The 19,729-nt window shown below is 38.2% G+C and carries 34 protein-coding genes, 1 rRNA gene and 3 pseudogenes; 36 read left to right on the forward strand and 2 right to left on the reverse strand.

Annotation, left to right across the window (positions count from 1 at the left end; translation table 11 throughout):
- The first annotated feature begins 65 nt into the window (after positions 1-65).
- The 10 genes and pseudogenes from DWW10_RS13985 (at position 66) to DWW10_RS14030 (ending at position 5,704) form a co-directional block, all read left to right on the forward strand.
- A complete protein-coding gene (locus tag DWW10_RS13985) occupies positions 66-1,034 on the forward strand; it encodes a PD-(D/E)XK nuclease-like domain-containing protein (protein WP_009132291.1) in 969 nt (322 codons plus the stop codon).
- Positions 1,031-1,939 (forward strand): recombinase RecT, encoded by a 909-nt coding sequence (locus DWW10_RS13990; protein ID WP_118487089.1) that lies wholly within the window; start codon positions 1,031-1,033, stop codon positions 1,937-1,939. The genes DWW10_RS13985 and DWW10_RS13990 overlap by 4 nt, the downstream gene beginning before the upstream one ends.
- On the forward strand, positions 1,939-2,163 hold the full coding sequence (locus tag DWW10_RS13995; protein ID WP_004326701.1) for a hypothetical protein: 225 nt from the start codon (positions 1,939-1,941) through the stop codon (positions 2,161-2,163). The genes DWW10_RS13990 and DWW10_RS13995 overlap by 1 nt, the downstream gene beginning before the upstream one ends.
- Positions 2,160-2,774, forward strand: a complete 615-nt coding sequence (locus tag DWW10_RS14000; RefSeq protein ID WP_009132289.1) for a hypothetical protein — start codon at positions 2,160-2,162, stop codon at positions 2,772-2,774. Before DWW10_RS13995 ends, DWW10_RS14000 begins: the two co-directional genes overlap by 4 nt.
- Positions 2,761-3,060, forward strand: a complete 300-nt coding sequence (locus DWW10_RS14005) for a hypothetical protein (protein ID WP_007854448.1) — start codon at positions 2,761-2,763, stop codon at positions 3,058-3,060. Before DWW10_RS14000 ends, DWW10_RS14005 begins: the two co-directional genes overlap by 14 nt.
- 1 nt (position 3,061) lies before the next feature.
- Complete coding sequence (locus tag DWW10_RS14010) at positions 3,062-3,490, forward strand: hypothetical protein (RefSeq protein ID WP_057087798.1); 429 nt, start codon at positions 3,062-3,064, stop codon at positions 3,488-3,490.
- 3 nt (positions 3,491-3,493) lie between these two features.
- Positions 3,494-3,772, forward strand: a complete 279-nt coding sequence (locus tag DWW10_RS14015; protein WP_005794310.1) for an HU family DNA-binding protein — start codon at positions 3,494-3,496, stop codon at positions 3,770-3,772.
- Positions 3,773-3,778: 6 nt separating this feature from the next.
- Positions 3,779-4,522 (forward strand): annotated as a pseudogene (locus DWW10_RS26595) (hypothetical protein).
- 161 nt (positions 4,523-4,683) lie between these two features.
- Complete coding sequence (locus DWW10_RS14025; protein ID WP_004326706.1) at positions 4,684-5,493, forward strand: SPFH domain-containing protein; 810 nt, start codon at positions 4,684-4,686, stop codon at positions 5,491-5,493.
- A gap of 1 nt (position 5,494) precedes the next feature.
- Positions 5,495-5,704 (forward strand): hypothetical protein, encoded by a 210-nt coding sequence (locus DWW10_RS14030; protein WP_004326707.1) that lies wholly within the window; start codon positions 5,495-5,497, stop codon positions 5,702-5,704.
- A 15-nt stretch (positions 5,705-5,719) separates the two neighbouring features.
- On the opposite strand, the gene DWW10_RS26055 is transcribed toward DWW10_RS14030, so the two are convergent.
- Positions 5,720-5,863, reverse strand: a complete 144-nt coding sequence (locus DWW10_RS26055; RefSeq protein WP_155520064.1) for a hypothetical protein — start codon at positions 5,861-5,863, stop codon at positions 5,720-5,722.
- A 377-nt stretch (positions 5,864-6,240) separates the two neighbouring features.
- Between DWW10_RS26055 and DWW10_RS14035 the strand changes: the two genes are divergently transcribed.
- From DWW10_RS14035 to DWW10_RS14095, 14 genes are all read left to right on the forward strand, one after another.
- A complete protein-coding gene (locus DWW10_RS14035) occupies positions 6,241-6,696 on the forward strand; it encodes a RuvC family protein (RefSeq protein WP_005794319.1) in 456 nt (151 codons plus the stop codon).
- Positions 6,696-6,971, forward strand: a complete 276-nt coding sequence (locus DWW10_RS14040; protein WP_118487091.1) for a hypothetical protein — start codon at positions 6,696-6,698, stop codon at positions 6,969-6,971. The genes DWW10_RS14035 and DWW10_RS14040 overlap by 1 nt, the downstream gene beginning before the upstream one ends.
- On the forward strand, positions 6,972-7,508 hold the full coding sequence (locus tag DWW10_RS14045; RefSeq protein ID WP_117928590.1) for a hypothetical protein: 537 nt from the start codon (positions 6,972-6,974) through the stop codon (positions 7,506-7,508).
- A 127-nt stretch (positions 7,509-7,635) separates the two neighbouring features.
- Complete coding sequence (locus tag DWW10_RS14050; RefSeq protein ID WP_259318635.1) at positions 7,636-8,604, forward strand: DNA cytosine methyltransferase; 969 nt, start codon at positions 7,636-7,638, stop codon at positions 8,602-8,604.
- A gap of 5 nt (positions 8,605-8,609) precedes the next feature.
- Positions 8,610-9,029 carry a hypothetical protein gene (locus DWW10_RS14055; protein ID WP_007846640.1) on the forward strand — a complete coding sequence of 140 codons (420 nt, stop codon included), beginning with the start codon at positions 8,610-8,612 and terminating at the stop codon, positions 9,027-9,029.
- Entirely contained in the window at positions 8,911-9,579 is a 669-nt protein-coding gene (locus tag DWW10_RS14060) for a hypothetical protein (protein WP_117700611.1), read from the forward strand. The genes DWW10_RS14055 and DWW10_RS14060 overlap by 119 nt, the downstream gene beginning before the upstream one ends.
- Positions 9,551-10,261: a TIGR02757 family protein gene (locus DWW10_RS14065; RefSeq protein WP_007846638.1), complete on the forward strand. Its 711-nt coding sequence runs from the start codon at positions 9,551-9,553 to the stop codon at positions 10,259-10,261. The genes DWW10_RS14060 and DWW10_RS14065 overlap by 29 nt, the downstream gene beginning before the upstream one ends.
- An 8-nt stretch (positions 10,262-10,269) precedes the next feature.
- Positions 10,270-10,854 (forward strand): hypothetical protein, encoded by a 585-nt coding sequence (locus DWW10_RS14070; RefSeq protein ID WP_117928588.1) that lies wholly within the window; start codon positions 10,270-10,272, stop codon positions 10,852-10,854.
- A gap of 51 nt (positions 10,855-10,905) precedes the next feature.
- Entirely contained in the window at positions 10,906-11,085 is a 180-nt protein-coding gene (locus DWW10_RS14075) for a hypothetical protein (RefSeq protein ID WP_007846636.1), read from the forward strand.
- A 54-nt stretch (positions 11,086-11,139) separates the two neighbouring features.
- Complete coding sequence (locus tag DWW10_RS14080) at positions 11,140-11,505, forward strand: hypothetical protein (RefSeq protein WP_117928600.1); 366 nt, start codon at positions 11,140-11,142, stop codon at positions 11,503-11,505.
- The gene (locus DWW10_RS14085) at positions 11,462-11,716 is read left to right on the forward strand and encodes a hypothetical protein (RefSeq protein ID WP_007846633.1); all 255 of its coding nucleotides are present in this window, start codon (positions 11,462-11,464) and stop codon (positions 11,714-11,716) included. The genes DWW10_RS14080 and DWW10_RS14085 overlap by 44 nt, the downstream gene beginning before the upstream one ends.
- Before the next feature lie 2 nt (positions 11,717-11,718).
- Positions 11,719-12,570 (forward strand): phosphoadenosine phosphosulfate reductase family protein, encoded by an 852-nt coding sequence (locus DWW10_RS14090; protein ID WP_117928587.1) that lies wholly within the window; start codon positions 11,719-11,721, stop codon positions 12,568-12,570.
- An 11-nt stretch (positions 12,571-12,581) separates the two neighbouring features.
- On the forward strand, positions 12,582-12,725 hold the full coding sequence (locus DWW10_RS26060; protein WP_165859467.1) for a hypothetical protein: 144 nt from the start codon (positions 12,582-12,584) through the stop codon (positions 12,723-12,725).
- On the forward strand, positions 12,718-13,059 hold the full coding sequence (locus DWW10_RS14095) for a hypothetical protein (protein WP_117928586.1): 342 nt from the start codon (positions 12,718-12,720) through the stop codon (positions 13,057-13,059). The genes DWW10_RS26060 and DWW10_RS14095 overlap by 8 nt, the downstream gene beginning before the upstream one ends.
- Before the next feature lie 93 nt (positions 13,060-13,152).
- On the opposite strand, the gene rrf is transcribed toward DWW10_RS14095, so the two are convergent.
- Positions 13,153-13,263: ribosomal RNA gene (gene rrf / locus DWW10_RS14100) — 5S ribosomal RNA — on the reverse strand.
- Positions 13,264-13,633: 370 nt separating this feature from the next.
- Between rrf and DWW10_RS14105 the strand changes: the two genes are divergently transcribed.
- The 12 genes and pseudogenes from DWW10_RS14105 (at position 13,634) to DWW10_RS14160 (ending at position 19,703) form a co-directional block, all read left to right on the forward strand.
- On the forward strand, positions 13,634-13,981 hold the full coding sequence (locus DWW10_RS14105) for a DUF551 domain-containing protein (RefSeq protein WP_007846625.1): 348 nt from the start codon (positions 13,634-13,636) through the stop codon (positions 13,979-13,981).
- Positions 13,981-14,897: pseudogene (locus DWW10_RS14110) on the forward strand (radical SAM protein). The gene DWW10_RS14105 and the pseudogene DWW10_RS14110 overlap by 1 nt, the downstream one beginning before the upstream one ends.
- Before the next feature lies 1 nt (position 14,898).
- Positions 14,899-15,135, forward strand: a complete 237-nt coding sequence (locus DWW10_RS14115) for a hypothetical protein (protein WP_007846621.1) — start codon at positions 14,899-14,901, stop codon at positions 15,133-15,135.
- Positions 15,132-15,624, forward strand: a pseudogene (locus DWW10_RS14120) (DNA N-6-adenine-methyltransferase). The gene DWW10_RS14115 and the pseudogene DWW10_RS14120 overlap by 4 nt, the downstream one beginning before the upstream one ends.
- Positions 15,624-15,899, forward strand: coding sequence for a hypothetical protein (locus DWW10_RS26600; protein WP_007846615.1), 276 nt, complete (start codon positions 15,624-15,626; stop codon positions 15,897-15,899). The pseudogene DWW10_RS14120 and the gene DWW10_RS26600 overlap by 1 nt, the downstream one beginning before the upstream one ends.
- Positions 15,874-16,083: a hypothetical protein gene (locus DWW10_RS14130; protein WP_007857030.1), complete on the forward strand. Its 210-nt coding sequence runs from the start codon at positions 15,874-15,876 to the stop codon at positions 16,081-16,083. The genes DWW10_RS26600 and DWW10_RS14130 overlap by 26 nt, the downstream gene beginning before the upstream one ends.
- A 2-nt stretch (positions 16,084-16,085) precedes the next feature.
- A complete protein-coding gene (locus DWW10_RS14135) occupies positions 16,086-17,351 on the forward strand; it encodes an RtcB family protein (protein WP_007846611.1) in 1,266 nt (421 codons plus the stop codon).
- Positions 17,348-17,755, forward strand: a complete 408-nt coding sequence (locus DWW10_RS14140; protein WP_005794352.1) for a hypothetical protein — start codon at positions 17,348-17,350, stop codon at positions 17,753-17,755. Before DWW10_RS14135 ends, DWW10_RS14140 begins: the two co-directional genes overlap by 4 nt.
- Positions 17,752-18,267, forward strand: coding sequence for a hypothetical protein (locus tag DWW10_RS14145; RefSeq protein ID WP_004326731.1), 516 nt, complete (start codon positions 17,752-17,754; stop codon positions 18,265-18,267). Before DWW10_RS14140 ends, DWW10_RS14145 begins: the two co-directional genes overlap by 4 nt.
- A gap of 1 nt (position 18,268) precedes the next feature.
- Positions 18,269-18,670: a hypothetical protein gene (locus DWW10_RS14150; protein ID WP_005794355.1), complete on the forward strand. Its 402-nt coding sequence runs from the start codon at positions 18,269-18,271 to the stop codon at positions 18,668-18,670.
- Positions 18,654-18,947, forward strand: coding sequence for a nucleoside triphosphate pyrophosphohydrolase family protein (locus DWW10_RS14155; protein WP_004326733.1), 294 nt, complete (start codon positions 18,654-18,656; stop codon positions 18,945-18,947). Before DWW10_RS14150 ends, DWW10_RS14155 begins: the two co-directional genes overlap by 17 nt.
- A gap of 90 nt (positions 18,948-19,037) precedes the next feature.
- The gene (locus DWW10_RS14160; RefSeq protein ID WP_004326734.1) at positions 19,038-19,703 is read left to right on the forward strand and encodes a hypothetical protein; all 666 of its coding nucleotides are present in this window, start codon (positions 19,038-19,040) and stop codon (positions 19,701-19,703) included.
- Positions 19,704-19,729: the final 26 nt, after the last annotated feature.

Genomic DNA, 19,729 nt, shown 5'->3' on the forward strand with positions numbered 1-19,729 from the left:
TAGTTAGTTATTGGCTCCTTGCTTGCGAAAGTAGGGAGTTTTTTGTAAAACTCCAAATTCATTATATGAGTAATATAGAAGATACAATTTACAATCTGCCAAATGAAGAATACCACCGTGGAGAAAGATTCAAAGATTTCCTAAGTAGTACGCAGATTAAAGATTATATGGTGTCCCCAAAGTTTGCCCGATACAAGGCATTGCACCCTGAAATGTTCGAGATCAGTATTGAAGCTTCTGAAAAAGGCTCGCTGTACCATGATGCAATGGAAAGTCTTGTTAATACTGGAACACTTGACAAATGGAGAAACAATCTTCTTGTATTTGAGCCACCTATAAATCCTAAAACTGGCTGTCCGTATGGACGAGACACCCAAAAATATCAGATTGCACTAATAGAGGCCAAAGAATCAAATCCCGGTAAAACATTGACAAGCACAACCGATATACAATTGGTTGAAACAATGGTTTATGAGCTTCTTAATAATTGCCGGGACACCTCCAAACAGATTAGGCAGATATTAAAATGGGGAAAAGCCGAAGTTAGCCATTTCGTTGAATACGAAGGATGCAAGTTCAAATATCGCCCTGATGTGGAAACGGCCAAAAAAATTGTTGACTGGAAAACATTGGCGGTTGATGATCTTCATGAAGAAACAGTTAACCGGACTATCGCCAAATTTCATTACGGTATTTCGGCAGCCTTCTACCAGTTTTTTGAACATGAACGTACTGGAGTATGGAAGGAGTTCTACTGGGTTATGCAACAAAAGACAGCTCCCTATGACGCAGTATTTGTCAGTGCAGCTAACTGGGCTTTCCATTTGGAAGACGGAATTGTGAAAATGGGGGCAAGCGCATTGGCATTCAAGAAATTGTTAGACCAGCATGTTTACTGTACACAAAACAATGATTTTGACGGTGCACAGATATTTATTCAGCCGGGATTCAAAGGACGAAGAATAATGATACCTGACACACCTGCATTTGAAAAGAACAAGATGTTTAACTTTTATAATAATCAAGAACAATGAGTAAAACAGAGAATCAATCCCCCCAACAAGGGAACTTGGGAATGGAACAACACAATGCTCCTTCACCAACAAAAACAGAACCGGTCTCCCCAACACCTTCCACACCACAACCGCCCGTTCCTTCTACCCCACCAGCCTTTCCAGTACAACTGAAAGGATTGGAAAGCTGTTTTATCTCCCCTAAAAAGGCATTTATAGCAGCTGGTGGCACAGAACAGCAATTTGCCCGTGAAGTCAATTTCGCTATGCAGGCAATGTTGAATAATCCTTATTTGATTGACTGTGCCCGGCAATATCCCGATCATCTTGTCGAAGCAATCAAAAACGTTTCTCTTACCGGTCTGACGCTCAATCCTGAACTAAGGTTGGGGTATCTTGTACCGTACAAAGGCAAAGTGAAGTTCCAAGCTTCATACATGGGTAAAGTTGATATTTTGATCCGCACCGGTGCTGTAAAAGATATTTATTCTGATTTGGTTTATGCTAATGACGAGTTCAGCATGACAAAAGGTACCGGTGGCACTATCATCCACAAACCCAATGTATTCGGAGAACGTGGTGATCTTCTTGGAGGCTACTATTTTGCAGTCTTGACTTCCGGTGTTGTAAAATTCGATGCAATGCCCAAAGCACGTATTGAAGAAATAAAAAGTCGTAGTGAGGCTGTCAAGAAAGGCAAGCAATCCCCGTGGGACACAGACTTTGAAGAAATGGCTCGAAAAACAATCGTGAACTGGGCTTTCAAATTCCTGCCCAAAACCGGCATTTCAGATTCCATGATTAAAGTTCTTGAAACAGAGAGCCAGTTGGATGATGAAATGTTTGAAGACTGGAAAAAGGCACAAGGTCAGAAACCGGACGATTTTGAGGAAGACGATACTCCATACGCAGAAGAAGTCAAGTAATGGATTCATGTGAAAAAATTAGTAACAGTATCACAGCGGCTAAAGAACTGATCGAAAATGAAACACGTTCTTTGGCTGCTTTACATAAAGCAAAACAGCTTGAAAAAGAGCTTCATAAATCCGGCAAGTTGTTTCGTATTCCTACAATGAACGGAATTATAGAAACAACCTGCCCGGAAAAATACATAGAATACAATAACCAGTTTAAAATCAAATTAAAATGAGAACAGTAACAGTTGAAGTGCCCGAAGGACACATGGTAAAAATCGTGAAAGAAGAAAGTATGCAATCTACCCAAAAAGTTATGGGGGGGGGTAAATTTGAGTTTGAAGGTGAGACATTCATCCCCGGTGACGTAATTATCAATCCAAATCGCGGAGGGGGCAGCATGATGATTCTCTCTGAAATTAGAGAAGAAAGGCCGCTTCCTTTTTTACCAGCAATAAAAGTACCTTTCGGCCTTGTCGCTTATGTTCCTTCCAACGATGAAGGTGACAGAGTTTTTGTAAAACTCACACCCGAAGCTGGTATCGGAGGCATGAAGGGATTCCGTAAAGCTACAGAAGAGGAAAAGGCAAAGATGCTTGCCGCCATGAAGGAAGAAAAACATTACTCCTTCAATTTTGAGAAGTTACAGCCTGAATATATCCCGACTGTCGGCGATGTTGTTATTGTATGGGATGATAACAACAAAGAAAATGCGGTAGTCGGTATTATGAATGAAGTGGATGAAACGAGCAACCCATACAAAATAAATGATGGCACTTGGTATAAGAACTGCGACAAGTTCGTTTCAGAAAAACAATATAAAAATTTGATTGATGGGAAAGAGTAAATCTAAATCGGGGGGGGCGAGAAATTACACTCCCCTTCTCACAGCTCGTCCCAAAGGAATGAGCTACCAAGAGTATCGTGAACGCAGAGCCTATCAGAACGCATGGTTGAAAGAGCGACTGAAAGGCTTTATTTGTTATGTATCGTCTGAACTGGTTGTATATGACAAAATAACGGGATTACCCCGATTATTCAATCATCGTACAGATGATATACACAAAGCAAACATAAGGACTAACCCACAGCCATTTGTCGGTTCTGCCCGATATGGCTTAAAACCGTTATGATATGGATAAAGAACTATTTAAAGACAAGAATCCATTGCTTCGCAGACAAATGTTGGAAGACAATTGCGCAGCAGTTGAAAGAATCACCTATACCTCTCCTTTCAGTGAGGAAGAAATGGGTGAACGGAAAACGGAATTGGCAAATATTGACCTTGACATGGCCGCACTGGAAGAAGAAAAGAAAGCTTTCATGCAAGCATACAAGGACAAACTGAAACCTAAAAAGGAACGTAAAAAAACGTTGCTTACCGATATAAAGCGTGGTTATGAGGAAATTACGGATGAATGCTTTAAGTTCATGGAACGTAGCACTCGTACCACTGGATATTACAACGGTAATGGTGACTTGGTTAAAGAACGTCCGATGGAAGCACAAGAGATGCAAAAAACTGTATTCGAGGACATTGAATCTACTGGTACGGAGGGATAAGCCATGAGAAAAGAAGAACTTATCAAGCAAGTAGCCGAATCAACCGGTATCGCTATTTGTGAAGTCCGAACTGTCATAGAGGCAGCACTAAAAGAGACCGTGAATGCAGTAGCTAATGGAAAGACTCTTTATATCAGAGGTTTTGGCACACTGTCACCCAAACACTATAAACGAAAAGTAGCTCGTAACATACACAAAAACGAGACTATTGTCATAGCGGAGCATTATACTCCACATTTCAAACCTGCCAAATCATTTAAAAATAAAACTAAAAATTTGTAGAACAGCATGGAAAACGAAAAGATGCAAGTGAACTTTGCTCCAGGTATGACCGAAGCAACACTTAGGGTTATTGAACTTCACGAAGAAAATGAGTTACCGGTACTGGAGCCTGATAAGGTAGAATTAGCCGGAACAATTGGAAGTGTTCATGAATTTCTCTTGAAAAGAATCTCTGAAAAAGAACAGATCAATCAGAAACGTTGCTATATTCTTGTTGATCGGGAGAAAATGACACTTTAACTTGTCACCAATGAAACTGACAGTAGGAATAAAGCTACTGTAAGAGGTGAGTTGAAATACTATCCCAAGTTTCTTGAATTTGGTATTAACACAAGCAAGACATGGGAACCGGTGCAGCTTTCAAAGTTCTTCAAAATGAATCGTGCCTTCTTCAAGGATGCACAATACAACATGGAACTGGTAACAGTCTTGAAGAACTTCAAAGCCAGCATTGACTCAAAAGTGGAAAACTCCCGACAAGACAACGGTAGTCGCACTGACAATTACAGCCAAGTTGTCAACTCCAATCTTCCGGCCTCATTCAATCTTATTGTCCCGATTTTCAAAGGTCGCCCTGCAGAAGAGATTGAAGTGGAAATCATTGCAGATGTGGACGGGCGTAATATTCGATTGTCCCTTTGCTCCCCTGGTGCAGAAGTGATAGTGGAAGAGGAACGCAACAAGGCCATTGACGAGCAATTATTGTTGATCCGTAAATTGGCGCCGGATATTGCCATTATCGAACAATAACAATGAAGACTGTAAAGAAATACTGGAAGCCGGTACTTGTCGTATCGGCTTTCTTCATTGGCAACCGCGTATTCAATCACATAAATGCGTGGTTGGGAATTTCAATAATTATGCTGACAGTAGCATTTATAGTTTATAATATCATTAAAAAAAAGTAGAAAATGAAAAGAAAGATTGATTTTTTGATTGTGGCACTATTTGCCGTTGTTTTGTTTGCTTCATGCGAAAGAGTTGCTCCCAATTATGCCGGTGTCCTTATGGAGAACTACGGCAAACAAGGGAAAGAAGATTTTAAAATCGTTGCCGGTAAGGTATCTACATGGGAATTAGGCACAGAGCTTTTTCAAGTTCCGCTATTCGATCAGCGCGGAGAATTTTCTGATCCAGTCACACTAAAGGCAGCCGACAATACAGAGTTTACAGCCCGGCCAACTTACTCTTATAAAGTAATGAAAAACAGGGCTATTGATATTGTATTTGATAACAAGCATATTGATAAGGCTGACACCCCATCGGGAAAAGATGGCTTTATGCAATCATTAGAAGATAATATTTTGGAGCCACGTATATATGATCTTATCAAAGAAGAAAGTCGCAAACATAAAACAGACAGTCTGATGGCTGACGGTGGTTCATTGGTATTTGAAAAGAGACTGGAACAGATCGTTGATAAAGAATTTGAGAAACGGGGATTGCAGTTGTTGACCTTCTCCGCACAATTGGAATTTTCAAGAGCTGTCCGCGATAAAATAGATAGCCGTAACGAGGTAAACACTAATATTTCGGTACTTGATCAGAAGATTGAAGAACAAAAGAAGCAAAACGAACTGGAGCAACTAAAAACAGAACAAGCTTTAATTGCGTCCCGTGGACTCACCCGTGAGATTTTATATAAACAATTTATAGACAAGTGGGACGGGAAGACACCTCTATATGGCATTGCTCCTGAATTTTTAAAAATGACAAAATAATATGCTGACATTTCAACAAAGAAGAGATACGATATTGTCTCAATTTGCACAAGCAAAAGCCGATTTGGAAACACTTAATAGTGATATTGATGCAGAAATCGAAAAGAATAAATCTGTTATTTCTACACTAACTTCTAAAAATACAGAATTGGCCTCTTTAAAAAGTAATAATGAAGGCTCAATCAAGACTTTTGCTAAATTCCTAAAATAATAATTATCAACCCGATTAATAATCAGCTTCTCCCGGTGTGGCTTGACCGCCTATCCGGGAACTATCATGCCTCACCTTTTTTCTTCTCTTTGCAAGTCGAGTCGAGTACGCTGCATACGCTCCACGACGGTAGATACTACAAAGAGTCTTTTTGTTCATGTAAAATGCCTCTATTGTAGAGGCAAACGGATAAGTGGCGAAATCGGAAGACGCTTAGTTTCTGTGGTAAAAATGCACGAATAGCATCACGAGTCAGGTAATATGCTATTAACACTTGACATACGTACAAACGGAAGCAGAAACGAAAATCCTGATTGCAACAGTTCCCGGTTCGAGTCCGGGCTTATCCACATAAATCAATCATTATGAAAGTTGAAATCCCCGACTATTTCCTAAAATCCTTTATCCGACATTTTGAAAGGATAACCGAGAATTGTAAAGCCTCACCTTCTGACATCAAGACCAGTGAAGCACTAAGGCTTGGAAAGAAAGATGTAATTAAGCTCAAAAGATTTATAAACAAAAAAGTATAATTTATGAAACGAAGGATCATAGGTATAGATGTTGGCAAAAACGGTGGAATTGTAGTGTACGACACCGAGAATAACAAATTATTGGAGTGTATCAAAATGCCACCAACTCCCAAAGACTTATTAGATTTTCTCTCCATATACAAAGAAAATAGCGTTTGTTATTTGGAACGAGTGAATGGCATGACCGGACAAAGTGCTTCTGCCTCTTTTGTTTTTGGAGAAGGTTACGGACAGCTGACTATGGGATTGATAGCTTGTGGGATTCCGACAGTAACAGTATCTCCACAAACTTGGCAAAAAACTATAGGATTACGAAATACAGACAAATTGGGTAAGACAGAATGGAAAAACATCTTAAAGAAGAAAGCCCAACAGCTGTTCCCGTATGCAAAAGTTACATTGGCAACTTCGGATGCTTTACTAATATGTGAATATGGTAGAATTAAAGAAAAGGAATAATGGAAAAATTAAAAAAATGTAGCAAATGTGGCCGGGAACTTCCGGTCAGTGAGTTTTGGAAAAATGCTTCAACCAAAGATGGATTGCAGACATATTGTAAAGAGTGCGGTAATGTTTATGCCAGAAACCGTAAGAAAACTCCGGGGGGGGGAAATTTGAAGAAAATATATTCCAATCCTGAATTGGCAAAATTTTCTCCACGGGAACTTATCGCAGAATTGAAAGCACGTGGATATACCGGAGAATTGAAATACACCCAAACAATATCATTATAAATGGAAAAGTTACGTCTATTGGTTACAACCAAATGTCCGAACAAATGTCCTATGTGTTGCAACAACTCATGGGATTTTTCAAAATTACCAGTTGTTGAGCACTTTAATTACAAAGAGATCATGATAACTGGTGGAGAACCACTTTTGTTTCCTGAAAAACTGGTAAATTTGGCTGAAAGTATCAAAACCGTTCAAAAATTGGCCTATGGCAATAAAGGAAAATTATTTCTATATACGGCACTGGCTGATATGCTCCCCAATTATATCAGATACTTCGATGGAGTTGTTTACACTCCACATTCTGTTAATGATGTTCATAGTTTATTGGAGGCCAATAATTTTTTGTTGGATTACAAAGATGAACTTATGGAAAGTAAATCTCTTCGGCTCAATCTTTTTCCTGATATTAAAAAGCATATTCCTGACAACACAGACCTTTCGTTATGGAAAGTAAAAGATATGCAATGGATCAAAGATTGCCCGGTTCCGGCTGATGAAGAGTTCAAAAGAGTAGCTGAATTATGGGAGGTGGAATGATGAAAGATGTAATTACCCCCCCCATACACAACATCTCTATCCTTATCGCTGGTCTTTAGAAGATGTTGTTTTTACTAAAGATAAAGGAAAGGTATTTTCTTGTTTTGCATGTGGCGGTGGCTCTACTATGGGTTACAAAATAGCAGGTTACGATGTTATTGGCTGTAATGAGATTGATCCACGAATGATGAAATGCTATGAAACAAACCATCATCCCCAGTATAGTTATTTAGAAGATATTCGTGATTTAGTGAAAAGGAATAATCTTCCCGAAGAACTATACAATTTAGATATATTGGACGGATCACCACCTTGCAGTACATTTAGCATGTCGGGATTACGTGAAGATGCGTGGGGTAAAGAAAAGAAATTCAAGGAAGGTCAAAAGACACAAGTTTTAGACACGCTCTTTTTTGATTTTATTGCACTTGCCAAACGCTTAAAACCTAAAGTCGTTATTGCTGAAAATGTGAAAGGACTTCTTTTAGGGAATGCGATTGATTATGTCAGACGTATATACAAAGACTTTGAGGAAGCTGGTTATTATTGTCAGCATTTTCTTCTTGATGCTTCTAAAATGGGAGTACCTCAAAAAAGAGAACGTGTATTCTTTATATGTATCAGGCATGATTTGGGAGTCCATTTTCTAAAAGTTTCAGACCTCTTCAATGTTGAGCCACATATTTGTATGAAGTTCAATGAAATACCCATTTTGATGAAAGAAATAACAGACTTTAAGGGGAAAGAAATTAAAAATGGTACAAAAATTCGATATGTTTGGGAACATAGAGAAATTACTGATAAAGACATGTCTGATACATGTATGCGGCTATACGGTAAAGAGTTATTCTTCTCAAAGAAATATATACTTGAAGATCGCATCTGCAATACGATAACTTCCAAGCATGATGATTTGATACACTTTACACAGCCTTTATATCTAAGTACATCTGAAATCTGTAAAGTCTCTACTTTCCCCATCGACTATAACTTTTGCAACCAATCCCCACATTATATCTGTGGAATGAGTGTACCACCCGTTATGATGGCGCATGTAGCCTCACGAGTATGGAAATATTGGTTATCTAAATTATAAATCAAATGAAATCAGAAGAATTAGCAACCCAGTGGTGTCGGGATCATCCTGATGCAACATTGGAACAAGCATTCATGGCCGGATTAGGCCATAAGATGAATATGAATAAAGATTCTCTTTCTGCAAGGAAAGACAAATTCAGAAGTGAAGTCCTCATGTACAGAGGGAAATATCCTGATGATATGTTGAAGGACTTTTTCGAGTATTGGACTGAATGCGGAGGACGGAAAATGCGCTTTGAGAAGGAACGTACATTTGAAGTTTCCAAACGTTTAGTCAGATGGTCTAATAATGATTTTAACAAGTATGGGAAACAACTTAATTCAAGTCAACAGCAATCTCCCGGCAACCGAAAAGAAAGCGTTGAAAGACTTGCTGACCTTGCAAGCGGAGTATTACAAGGGATTGCACGTAAGTTCGATTAAAGAAGCTGTTCTCAACACTCCTAACCTACCACTCTCCGTTATAAGAAAAGAAATCACATTGGCTGGCGCAAGAGCCATACTGGTAATTGCGATTAACGAGCTTGTGTCTTTTTTCAATGTCGGAAAAACGATGAATGATGTTCAAGTGGCACTTACCGCTGATCTAATAATAGACAGATTCTATTATCTCAAATTGGAGGAAATCAAATTGTGTTTCCGTAATGCTATGGCTTCCGGTAAGATTTACGATAGGCTGGACGGTAATATCATTCTCGGCTGGTTAAATGAATACGATGCACAGCGTGATGAAATTGTTTCTTCTCTTTCAATTAATGAAGCCCATGAACAAAATAATAACAGCACTGGAATGTTCTACGGAGAATATATCAAACATCTAACTGAAAGATCGGAAAATGGAGATGAAGAGGCCAAAGAATTATTGGAATCCCATCAATCATTCATACAAAGGATGAAATCAAATGATAAAGAAGCCGCTTTCAAAAAATGGAAAGAAGAATATTATGGAAGAACTAAGAGACAAACTACTTGACTGGGCGAAACAATTTGAAACACCTGATTTTATAAAAGATGATCCTATATTTTTTCCACATAAGTACAATGATAAAAAGGACATAGAAATCAGTGCCTTTCTTACTTCATGGATAGCTTTCGGGAATCGCAAACTGATAATGCAGCAAGCAGAGATTTTGGATAATCTAATGGGTAATTCTCCTTATGCCTTCATTATGAACAAAGTATGGGAACAATACAAAGAAAATACAAATACCTTCTACCGTATGTTCACCTACCATGACTTCTTCTGCATTTGCCAGCGGTTGTACAACATATATCAGGAATGGGATGATTTGGAAGTATTTTATGAGGGTTACAACAATGTTATCCGTGAAATACAAACAGATTTTGGTGGCGTAAAAGGTATTCCAAAATTGGAGCGTGATTCTCCATGCAAGCGTATTTGTCTGTTTCTACGGTGGGTAGTACGAAAATCGCCGGTGGATTTAGGTATTTGGAATATTATTCACCCGACAGAATTATACATACCATTGGATGCACATGTTGCAAAAATGGCACACCAGCTTGGGATAACAACACGCAAAACAGAGGACTGGAAAATGGTTCAACAAGTAACCAATTACATGAAAACAATTTTCCCGGATGATCCGTGCCGGGGAGATTTTGCATTATTCGGATATAGTATTAACAATAAATAATTTACATTATGTCAGAACTTAAAATCACACAAGAAAAGGTAACAGCCGCTTTTAGTGAAGCAAACGACTGTCCTAAAGCAATTAGTATTCTAACAGCCCTATTCGGAAAGCAAAAGCCGGATTATACAGATTATCACAATATTAAAACCTACGAAGATGCTTGTGAAGCAATAGGTGTAAAACCTATTGTTCGCCTACTTGTTGAGGATGAAGACGGACACAAAGAAGAAGTGGCTGATATTGCACACCTCGCCTACATCAAACTATGCACAATTGCTCGTGCATTGAACAACGATCCTGATTTTCCACGATTTACTAAAGATGAATACCGTTATACGCCGTGGTTTTATCTTTATAATCAGAAAGAAATTGATGAAATGGACGAAGAGGATCGTAATCAGCTGGTTCTTTGGGGCGGTTATGCGGATAACGGTGCGAATTGCGGCCTCGCTTCTGCGGACTCGGATCACGGTTGGTCGAACTCGGATGCGAATATCGGCTCTCGCCTTGCTGTAAAATCAAGTGAAATCGCAATTTACTTTGGAGAACAATTCAAAGAATTGTGGAAAGACTTTCTGATTGGAAAAAAGTAATCACACTGGGGAGGCCGCATCAAAGCGGCCTTTTCCATACCTTTTAAATCTATGACTCCAAAAGAATTTTTCGACAAAGTGGTGGAAATGCGCCGTTGCCAAAAAGAATATTTAAAAAATAAGAGACAGATAGATTTACGAATAAGTAAACAAATTGAGCGTGAAGTAGATGAAGAAATTGAACGTGTTCAAAAAATCCTTCACGACAAACAGAATCCGCAACTCTTTTAGACTATGGTTAATATGAAAATCCTTGACCTGCCATTAAAAGCAAAATGGTATGAAATGATCGAATCCGGAAATAAGAAAGAAGAATACAGAGAGATCAAGAAATACTGGATCGGAAGATTAGCAAAATGTGGAGGTCGCAATTCCTATGAAAAGACAGGTTTCTATTGTAAGAAAGCTATTTGTTTTTCTTGTATTACACGTGGAAACGGCTTTCACCCCAAAGAATACACTCATGTTCGCTTCCGTTTTGGCTACACCAAACGGACAATGCTTTTTGAACTTGAATCTATAACCATCGGAGTTGGTAACACCAATTGGGGAGCACCGGATAACGAATGTGTATTTATACTTAAACTGGGAAAATGTATCAAAAAAAATGAAAGTAAGGACTCAACAGAATTTCAACCGAAAAACTCGTGAAACAGTATTCGGTATCAGCATCATGCCTGACGGTGGCAGAAGATATTGTAAATACCCAATAGGCCACCAAGAATACAAAGACTATACCCAAGCACACCAAGCTATGAAAGATGTACAAAAGATATTGGATAATGGAGGCCGATTAGTGTATTCTCCCAAAGGTAGTGCCGGGATTAATAAAAATGAATATGTAAAAATTGAAATGACATAAAAATGAAAATATTAGTAAGTTTTTCAGGTGGTAAGGATTCACAAGCATGTTTGATCCAAGCCTTCAAACAATATGGGGGGGGGAATTTAACCGCTGTGTTTTGTGACACCGGCTGGGAACACCCTGACACATATAAACATGTGAATGATGTTTGTCTGCAAATGGGAGTAAGACTTATAACTCTCAAATCAAAATACGATTTTGTGTCTTTGGCAGTTCACAAGAAAAGATTTCCTTCCACGAATGCACGGTTTTGTACCAGTGAACTAAAAATGAAGCCAATGATTGATTATGTACTTTCTTTGAAAGAAAGCTGCATTATTATACAAGGTATCAGAGCCGGAGAAAGTACAGCACGTGCGGCAATGGAAGAGGAATGTATGTACTTCAAATCGTATTTTCAACCTAATAAGAAAGGAAGAACTGAAAACTACCGAAGTAAGGATGTCAAAGAATGGTGTTCCCAATTTGACGCTTCTGTTCTAAGACCGATCTTCAAATGGAGTGCACAGCAAGTTATAGATTGCATACTGGATGCAGGGCAGAAACCGAATCCATTGTATTATCGTGGATTCTCACGTGTTGGATGTTTCCCGTGTATCATGTGTCGGCATAAAGAAATTGAACTTATAGCCAAAAACGATCCAGAAATGTGTCAACGTCTGATTCAAGCAGAGAAAAACGTGGGACATTCCTTCTTTCCTCCATCATACATACCTCAAAGATTCTGTAAAAACAAACAATATCCTTATGTAGAGGAAGTTTTGGAGTACGTTAAAGAACATACCCCTGATATGTTCGAGCCGGAAGGTGGATATGCCTGCATGAGTATGTTTCATGGACTATGCGAATAAATAAAAATATTATGAAGAAAATACTACTTATCTGTACACTCCTTGTTTTGTTAACTGGATGTACTGCACCAAGAGATTATAAAAAGAATCGCTTCACAAAACAGTTTCAAGAAGCGGATTCCATGTTTAATGAAAAATATAGATTAAATGAGTAAAAAGAATATAGCTCAACAATACAATAGTATGGTTGCAAGTATTGAAGATGCTAAAATTTATGATGGCCGGGGAGAATATAACCTATATGAATGTAATAAATGCAATAATTATAAGGTAACTCTATACAAAGACAAAGGTGTAACTCCCTTCATCATGAGATGTAAATGCGGAGGGGATATGATGCATACGAAATCTTCAAAGCAGGCTCCACCGTCATACGTGAAAGTTTATAATTGGGTACGTCCCAATTTGGAGCAAACAATGTCATTGAGTGAAGGTATGCGTAATCATATTCTAAATGGAGGATTAATATTAGAAGATGAATTAAAGTGATCTGATAAAATGAAAGAAATAACTATTGGTGATAAACCTTTAATGTAAATGTTTTAAGCCTTGCTATCAATAAAGATAACAAGGCTTAAAAGAAAATGGCAGCGACCTACTCTCCCACAATTATGCAGTACCATCAGCGTGACAAGGCTTAACTTCTCTGTTCGGAATGGAAAGAGGTGGAACCCTTGTGCTATAACCACCTAAATTAAGGACTTAGCTGTACTAAATAATTTTTTCAATCAACCACTACAAAAGATCAACACAGTTTAGCACAAAGTCCCAACCTACCGTCTATTCAATTTTAAGCATTGCCATAGCCGTACGGTAGTAAAGCTATAGAATGCTTTTTCTAATTAAATTTTTCATAATTAAAAAAATTAATCATTTGCGACATTGCAAATGAGGTTCAAATATACGCATTAAAAATAAAATGGCAAAAAATCATGTAGCAAATAGTCGGGGAAATCCTTTTCAACAAGATGTCGTAGGCATTCTCCGTGCCTTAGGTCATGTGACCTATGATTTTAAATACCGTAAGTGTATGGAATAATTTTAAATTCTAAATTCATAGAATATGAAGCAGACATTAGAAGAAGCCGTAAATGAAATTGGAGGCGTACATCCTGACTGGGATAAAATAACTTGTTTTAGAATAGGATTTAAAGAAGGAGCCAGATGGCAGACAAAACAACTTCCGTGGGTATCAGTGAAAGAACGGTTGCCGGATGAAAATGAAGACATCATCATTCTATGTAAACATGGTGCGATTTTTAACGGTACATATAGCAACAATGTATGGTTTTGCATGGATGGTTATATCTATGATACGTACAAAGGTAACCCAATTTACTCTTCAATGAGTAGCATACCTCCGTCATGGGAACCGATAGCATGGATGCCAAAACCTAAATTTGAAGAATAATGAATATTGGAATTTTAGCCGTTGATAGCAATTTCCCCAATTTAGCACTTATGAAGATCAGTGCTTACCACAAAGCAAGAGGCGATCAAGTGGAATGGTATAATCCACTATGTAAATATGATAAAGTATATGCAGCTAAAGTTTTCACTTTCACACCCGACTATAACTATTATATCAATGCTAACCAAATAGAAAAAGGTGGTACTGGATATGATATTGAAAAAGTTCTTCCAATTGAGGTTGATCGTCTTCAACCTGATTACTCGATCTACAATATTGACTCCAATTTGTCCTATGGATTTCTGACACGTGGGTGTCCCAATCGGTGTAAATGGTGTGTTGTTCCTAAAAAAGAAGGAAAAATCTCACCTTATATGGATATTGAGGAAATAACAGCCGGACGGAAGAAAGCTATCCTTATGGATAATAATATACTGGCCTCAAACTATGGCTTGCAGCAAATAGAGAAAATCATCAAACTGGGTATCAAAGTGGATTTTAATCAAGGACTGGATGCTCGTTTAATCACGGATGAAATCGCTCGGCTACTTGCAAAAGTAAAATGGATTAAACGTATTCGCTTTGGATGCGATACACCGGGACAGATTGCAGAAGTTGAACGTGCTTCCGCTTTAATAGACAAGTATGGATATAAAGGGGAATATTTCTTGTATTGCATCCTTATGGACTTTGAAGAATCGTTTGCGCGCGTCAACTACTGGAAATCTAAAAGCCGCCGTTTTCTTCCACATTGTCAACCCTTTCGTGATCTGAACAATCCACACCAAATTATTCCACAGTGGCAGAAAGACATGGCACATTGGGCTGATAGGAAGGAAATATACATGAGTTGCGACTTCAAAGACTTTTCACCAAGAAAAGGTTTTTATGTAAGGAATACTTTAAAATATTGTGAGATGAAATTAAACAAAAAGACAGAGCGACTTATTAAACGTAGAGCCGCTGAATTTAAAAAATTATATGAAACTCCTAATCCCGAAGTAGATAAAATTATTTCTGAATTGAGAGCAGAAGCAACGAAACGTCCACAGAACATGAGTAAGGAAGAAGAAATTGCTTATATTCTGAAAAAGGCTGATGAAAATTGCGATCATATAGAAATTCGTAAAATCCTAAATGTAAGTAATACATGAATACATCTTTTGAACGATCTGCAAACGCTTCCGATGAATGGTACACACCACGAGAAATCATTGAAGCATTAGGTGAATTTGACCTTGATCCATGTGCTCCCATGCACCCTCTTTGGCCTACCGCAAAAATCATGTACAACAAGCAGGACAATGGTCTTATACAAAATTGGGGGGGGGCGAATTTGGCTTAACCCTCCGTACTCCAAACCGCTTATATGGCAGTTTGTAGAGAAATTGGCAGAACACGGCAACGGTATAGCACTACTTTTTAACCGGTGTGACAGCAATAAGTTTCAAGACATCATCTTCACGAAAGCAACCGGTATGATGTTTTTGAGGAATCGAATAAAATTCTTCCGTCCCGATGGAACACGTGGGGACAGCCCCGGTTGCGGTAGTGTTCTTATTGCATTTGGCCGGGAAAATGCCGAAATTTTAAGGAACTGCTCTTTACAAGGCAAATATGTTGAACTTAACAATGATAAATGATGAAAGTCTTATATTTACTCATGCTCATTGCCGGTCTTCTGTGGATCGGTGATTTCTCTATCACCTTAAAACCCTTTTCTGTATCTTTACCATGCTGGTATAAATCCGTTGGCATACTTCTATTTTGGCTGTCAATGACTATATATGTTTTAGGTGAGCATACCAAAGGCTATAAAGAAGGATTTGATACTGGAATTAAACAGTGCATTAAGATACTTGATAGAAATTGCCACTCTAAAGAAATAAATAATGATGAAACAGTACAGAATCAATAAAACGACTACCTTCGTAGAAGATAATTGCAGCGGAAACAGAGAGAAATACCTCCTTCTTGATTACAAAGTACAAGTTAAATTTGCAGGGATTTGGATAACAGTCAAGTCCTTTCATGATGAAGATGAAGAATACGCAAAGAACTGTGCGAATGAACTTCTTGAAAAACTTAACGAAAAGATTTGATTATGATTGAATTACAAGGAAAATTCGGCAAAGATTGTAAAATATTTACAAATGCAATAGAAAATGAAGCTATTGGAACGATACAAAACATTTTGAACAATCCGGTTACGACTGGTGTTCCGGTTCGTATTATGCCTGATACCCATCAGGGAGTAGATATAGTGATTGGATTCACCATGCCAGTTACAGATCGTGTCAACCCCAATCATATCGGAGTGGATATTGGTTGTGGAATGTTGTGTGTAGAAATTGAAAATGCAATAACAGAAGAGTCTTTCCCGGACATTAATCATGCAATCCGTTCCATCATACCTATGGGATTTGAGATTAACCAACAACCCTTATCCAAACAAGAAAAGGAAGATTTGTTTACCTTCTTATCTATCAGAATGGATCAGTTCTGCTCTAAATACCAACTAACCAAACCAGTTATTAATGAAGAATATGTATCACAACTTTGTAAGAAGGTGGGGATAAATGAAGGCACATTCTACAACTCTTTAGGTACATTGGGAGGTGGAAACCACTTTATAGAACTGGGGCGTGCCGAGTCAACCAATAATATATTTCTTACAATACATACCGGATCGCGCAACTTTGGTGTGAAGGTCTGTAAATACCATGCAGAAATAGCAAAATTTGATAAAAAGGCTTTTTCTAATGAAATTCAACGCTTGAAGTCCACTGTTGAGCCACAATTCATGCAAACTGAAATACTACGTTTGAAGGAAAAATTTGCCGAATATTCCGGGTATCTCACAAATGAAGCAATGCTCCACTATTTATGTGACATGGTGATCGCACAAGGATATGCCGCATTCAACCGCAAGTTGATTATACAGCGTATAATCAGAACTTTGAGCTGGAACGCTACAATATCCGTTGAGACAGTCCATAACTATATCAGCTTTGATGATATGATAATCCGTAAAGGGGCTATTGCCGCATACGCCAATGATTACGTTGTGATTCCTATGAATATGGCAGACGGTATTCTTCTTTGTCGTGGTAAGGGAAACAAAGACTGGAACTATTCTGCACCACATGGTGCAGGACGCTTATACTCCCGTTCCGAAGCTAAAGAAAGATTATCAATGGACGCATTCAAAACCCAAATGAGCAAAGTGTATTCCACTTCCGTATGTGAAGGGACATTGGATGAAAGTCCTATGGCATACAAAAATGTTCAGGAAATAAAAGAGCTTATAGAACCTACGGTAGAAATTATTGATACAATTGTGCCACTAATCAATATCAAAGCTGTATGATAGAAAAGACAGACTTCCCATATACTCTTGGCGGCTATGTTGAACAGCAAAATTATAAAGGTTTCGACATAGCCGTTTCCATTCGTAGATACAAAGGAATATCAGCTTATGTCATTTCCTCGGAGAAAAGGCTGATCCGTGAAGAATCTGCCACCTTTGCCGACAAAGAAGACATGTTCCGTTGGGGACGAGAAGCGGTTGACCGATATTTGGAACAGCAAGAACGTAGAAAAGAAGAAAATACGATCAAACGGGCAGACTATTATAAGAAGAAAGCTCGTGTGGCAGCATTGAAAGCCTTTAATGCCGCTATGTATTTCTCTGATATAAAGGACGGACTTTATGATAAGGCAAAAGGATTTTTTGAGTATGAACTGGATAAGGAACATGGAAAGATCAAATGAAAACACTTGATATTATACAAGGCTTTTGCGATCATGTTTTTCGTGATAAAAAAGGAAACCGCATCTTTCCCAATATTTTTGTCGGGAAATGGGAAGCTGACTTATTGGAAGTTACCCGGTCACGCCTGACTTATGAATATGAAGTAAAAGTAAGCAGATGTGATTTCCATAAGGATAAAAAGAAAAGTGATAAATATGGCAAGAACAAGTTTGATGTTGTCACTTCCGGCCAACGTACCAATTATTTTTATTATATAGTACCAAAAAGTTTGATAAAGCCCGATGAAGTCCCTGATTTTGCCGGGCTTATTTATGCTTATGAAGGATCAGTGCAATGTTATTCTCTTGAAAAGGGAAGGTATGCGGTAAAGAGAATTTTCTTTGAGGTAGTCAAGCCTGCCCAAAAAGTTTCTGACATGAAAGCGGATGATAATTTCATTCGTAAACTCGACTTATCCATGTACTATCGCTATCACCAAATGAGAAGAGATAATTACAAAAATAAGGAATAATATGGAATTAAGATTAGACCCTGAAATACCGGTCACACGGGTTGTCAACGGACATAATGTTTTCAATAAAGGCTATCACCACGGATTAAGAGGAAAAACCTATGAAGAATACTATGGCAAAGAGAGAGCTGTTGAAATAAGAAAAAGACACAGCGAGGCTTTGAAAGGACATAGATATTGGTCTAATGGAAACGCCCATGCCTTTGCGTGTATCGCAATCACTCCCGAAGGCAAATGGTATAGATTCGATTCAATAACCCAAGCCGCCCAAAAGCTAAATCTGAATTATGCCACAGTTCGCCGGTATATAAAACGAAAAATCAAGCCCCAAAATGGCTGGCAATGGTTTTTGGAGAAAGATAATAACTGGATAAAACATATTGATAATGGGAAAATTAAATGAGATCGCGCAGAAAGCTTATGAATGTGCCGTAAGACGTGGAAAGATTGATCCCGACAATGATAGCAACAACAATCTTCACCGCGATCTGCTTGAAGAAGTTGCCGAAGTCTTTGAGTGTACGGGTGAGAAATCTCCACATATTAAAGAGTATTTAGATGTAGAAGAAGAACTGGCAGATGTAATCATTGTTGCCCTAAGTACACTACATCATTTCAAATGTGACATTGATTCACTCATTGAAGCCAAAATGAATTATAATAAAAACAGAATGGATTGATATAGGAACCGGACAATTAATAAAGTTGATTGTTGAGACGTTTGTCCTTATCTTTGCACTACCATGTGTCTATAAAGATTTCATGAACTTATGGAAAGAAAAATAGGTGATATAAAAGACAAGAAGTTAAAAGCTGAAAATATCACACTGGCAGCAATATATAACATATTGTTCACCAATGACATAGTTTGTTCCTTAATTGTAGAAATGTTAAGTGAATTACGTAAATCAAGGCTTTGTCGTTTCCGCGTAAAGCAGCAAGGAAATAAACTGGAACAGTTGATGCTTCAATATGAAAAGAAAATCAATAAAATAGCTGGACACCGGGCTTTTTTCATGGCTGATGCTAACCAGTATATTGCAGATGAAGTACAACCTGATCTGCTTAAAATGGAATACTCCATTAAACTGGAATTTGACAAATGCCGGATTGAAAACAGTGCCTTACTTGCCAAAGTAGAACTTACAAGATGTATGGCAGAGCTTGCTTGTCTATCCCTTGACAAACGGATAGAAGAAGTCCGTCCATACAACAAAGAAGTAACCGGAATAACATATCTCCGGCTCACTGACACACTTAAAGTATTGGACGAACTTTCTGATATTTTATATAAGGGAGGGTATTGTGACCTCAATCAAAGTGATAATTGCAAAAGGGGGATGGCTATCATACAACGAAAACTTACTGATTGTGATATTATCAGCCGCGCAATCAATGAGTCAGACAAGTTAAATCCGGCTGGGGATGATGAATAAAAATGGCAAAATATCGTATAGGAATA

Source organism: Bacteroides intestinalis, assembly GCF_003464595.1.
Lineage (GTDB): Bacteria > Bacteroidota > Bacteroidia > Bacteroidales > Bacteroidaceae > Bacteroides > Bacteroides intestinalis_A.

Coding starts and splice junctions, on each gene's coding strand:
- DWW10_RS26600 (WP_007846615.1), top strand. CDS start 15,624: ATGAAAGTCTTATATTTACTCATGCTCATTGCCGGTCTTCTGTGGATC.
- DWW10_RS14070 (WP_117928588.1), top strand. CDS start 10,270: ATGTCAGAACTTAAAATCACACAAGAAAAGGTAACAGCCGCTTTTAGT.
- DWW10_RS14065 (WP_007846638.1), top strand. CDS start 9,551: ATGGAAGAACTAAGAGACAAACTACTTGACTGGGCGAAACAATTTGAA.
- DWW10_RS14105 (WP_007846625.1), top strand. CDS start 13,634: ATGAAGCAGACATTAGAAGAAGCCGTAAATGAAATTGGAGGCGTACAT.
- DWW10_RS14140 (WP_005794352.1), top strand. CDS start 17,348: ATGATAGAAAAGACAGACTTCCCATATACTCTTGGCGGCTATGTTGAA.
- DWW10_RS13990 (WP_118487089.1), top strand. CDS start 1,031: ATGAGTAAAACAGAGAATCAATCCCCCCAACAAGGGAACTTGGGAATG.
- DWW10_RS14060 (WP_117700611.1), top strand. CDS start 8,911: ATGGGAAACAACTTAATTCAAGTCAACAGCAATCTCCCGGCAACCGAA.
- DWW10_RS13985 (WP_009132291.1), top strand. CDS start 66: ATGAGTAATATAGAAGATACAATTTACAATCTGCCAAATGAAGAATAC.
- DWW10_RS14025 (WP_004326706.1), top strand. CDS start 4,684: ATGAAAAGAAAGATTGATTTTTTGATTGTGGCACTATTTGCCGTTGTT.
- DWW10_RS14045 (WP_117928590.1), top strand. CDS start 6,972: ATGGAAAAGTTACGTCTATTGGTTACAACCAAATGTCCGAACAAATGT.
- DWW10_RS14050 (WP_259318635.1), top strand. CDS start 7,636: ATGGGTTACAAAATAGCAGGTTACGATGTTATTGGCTGTAATGAGATT.
- DWW10_RS14055 (WP_007846640.1), top strand. CDS start 8,610: ATGAAATCAGAAGAATTAGCAACCCAGTGGTGTCGGGATCATCCTGAT.
- DWW10_RS14115 (WP_007846621.1), top strand. CDS start 14,899: ATGAAATTAAACAAAAAGACAGAGCGACTTATTAAACGTAGAGCCGCT.
- DWW10_RS14090 (WP_117928587.1), top strand. CDS start 11,719: ATGAAAATATTAGTAAGTTTTTCAGGTGGTAAGGATTCACAAGCATGT.
- DWW10_RS14080 (WP_117928600.1), top strand. CDS start 11,140: ATGATCGAATCCGGAAATAAGAAAGAAGAATACAGAGAGATCAAGAAA.
- DWW10_RS14075 (WP_007846636.1), top strand. CDS start 10,906: ATGACTCCAAAAGAATTTTTCGACAAAGTGGTGGAAATGCGCCGTTGC.
- DWW10_RS14000 (WP_009132289.1), top strand. CDS start 2,160: ATGAGAACAGTAACAGTTGAAGTGCCCGAAGGACACATGGTAAAAATC.
- DWW10_RS13995 (WP_004326701.1), top strand. CDS start 1,939: ATGGATTCATGTGAAAAAATTAGTAACAGTATCACAGCGGCTAAAGAA.
- DWW10_RS14030 (WP_004326707.1), top strand. CDS start 5,495: ATGCTGACATTTCAACAAAGAAGAGATACGATATTGTCTCAATTTGCA.
- DWW10_RS14150 (WP_005794355.1), top strand. CDS start 18,269: ATGGAATTAAGATTAGACCCTGAAATACCGGTCACACGGGTTGTCAAC.
- DWW10_RS14015 (WP_005794310.1), top strand. CDS start 3,494: ATGAGAAAAGAAGAACTTATCAAGCAAGTAGCCGAATCAACCGGTATC.
- DWW10_RS14005 (WP_007854448.1), top strand. CDS start 2,761: ATGGGAAAGAGTAAATCTAAATCGGGGGGGGCGAGAAATTACACTCCC.
- DWW10_RS14085 (WP_007846633.1), top strand. CDS start 11,462: ATGAAAGTAAGGACTCAACAGAATTTCAACCGAAAAACTCGTGAAACA.
- DWW10_RS14160 (WP_004326734.1), top strand. CDS start 19,038: ATGGAAAGAAAAATAGGTGATATAAAAGACAAGAAGTTAAAAGCTGAA.
- DWW10_RS14040 (WP_118487091.1), top strand. CDS start 6,696: ATGGAAAAATTAAAAAAATGTAGCAAATGTGGCCGGGAACTTCCGGTC.
- DWW10_RS14145 (WP_004326731.1), top strand. CDS start 17,752: ATGAAAACACTTGATATTATACAAGGCTTTTGCGATCATGTTTTTCGT.
- DWW10_RS14035 (WP_005794319.1), top strand. CDS start 6,241: ATGAAACGAAGGATCATAGGTATAGATGTTGGCAAAAACGGTGGAATT.
- DWW10_RS14095 (WP_117928586.1), top strand. CDS start 12,718: ATGAGTAAAAAGAATATAGCTCAACAATACAATAGTATGGTTGCAAGT.
- DWW10_RS14155 (WP_004326733.1), top strand. CDS start 18,654: ATGGGAAAATTAAATGAGATCGCGCAGAAAGCTTATGAATGTGCCGTA.
- DWW10_RS26060 (WP_165859467.1), top strand. CDS start 12,582: ATGAAGAAAATACTACTTATCTGTACACTCCTTGTTTTGTTAACTGGA.
- DWW10_RS14135 (WP_007846611.1), top strand. CDS start 16,086: ATGATTGAATTACAAGGAAAATTCGGCAAAGATTGTAAAATATTTACA.
- DWW10_RS26055 (WP_155520064.1), bottom strand. CDS start 5,863: ATGAACAAAAAGACTCTTTGTAGTATCTACCGTCGTGGAGCGTATGCA.
- DWW10_RS14010 (WP_057087798.1), top strand. CDS start 3,062: ATGGATAAAGAACTATTTAAAGACAAGAATCCATTGCTTCGCAGACAA.
- DWW10_RS14130 (WP_007857030.1), top strand. CDS start 15,874: ATGATGAAACAGTACAGAATCAATAAAACGACTACCTTCGTAGAAGAT.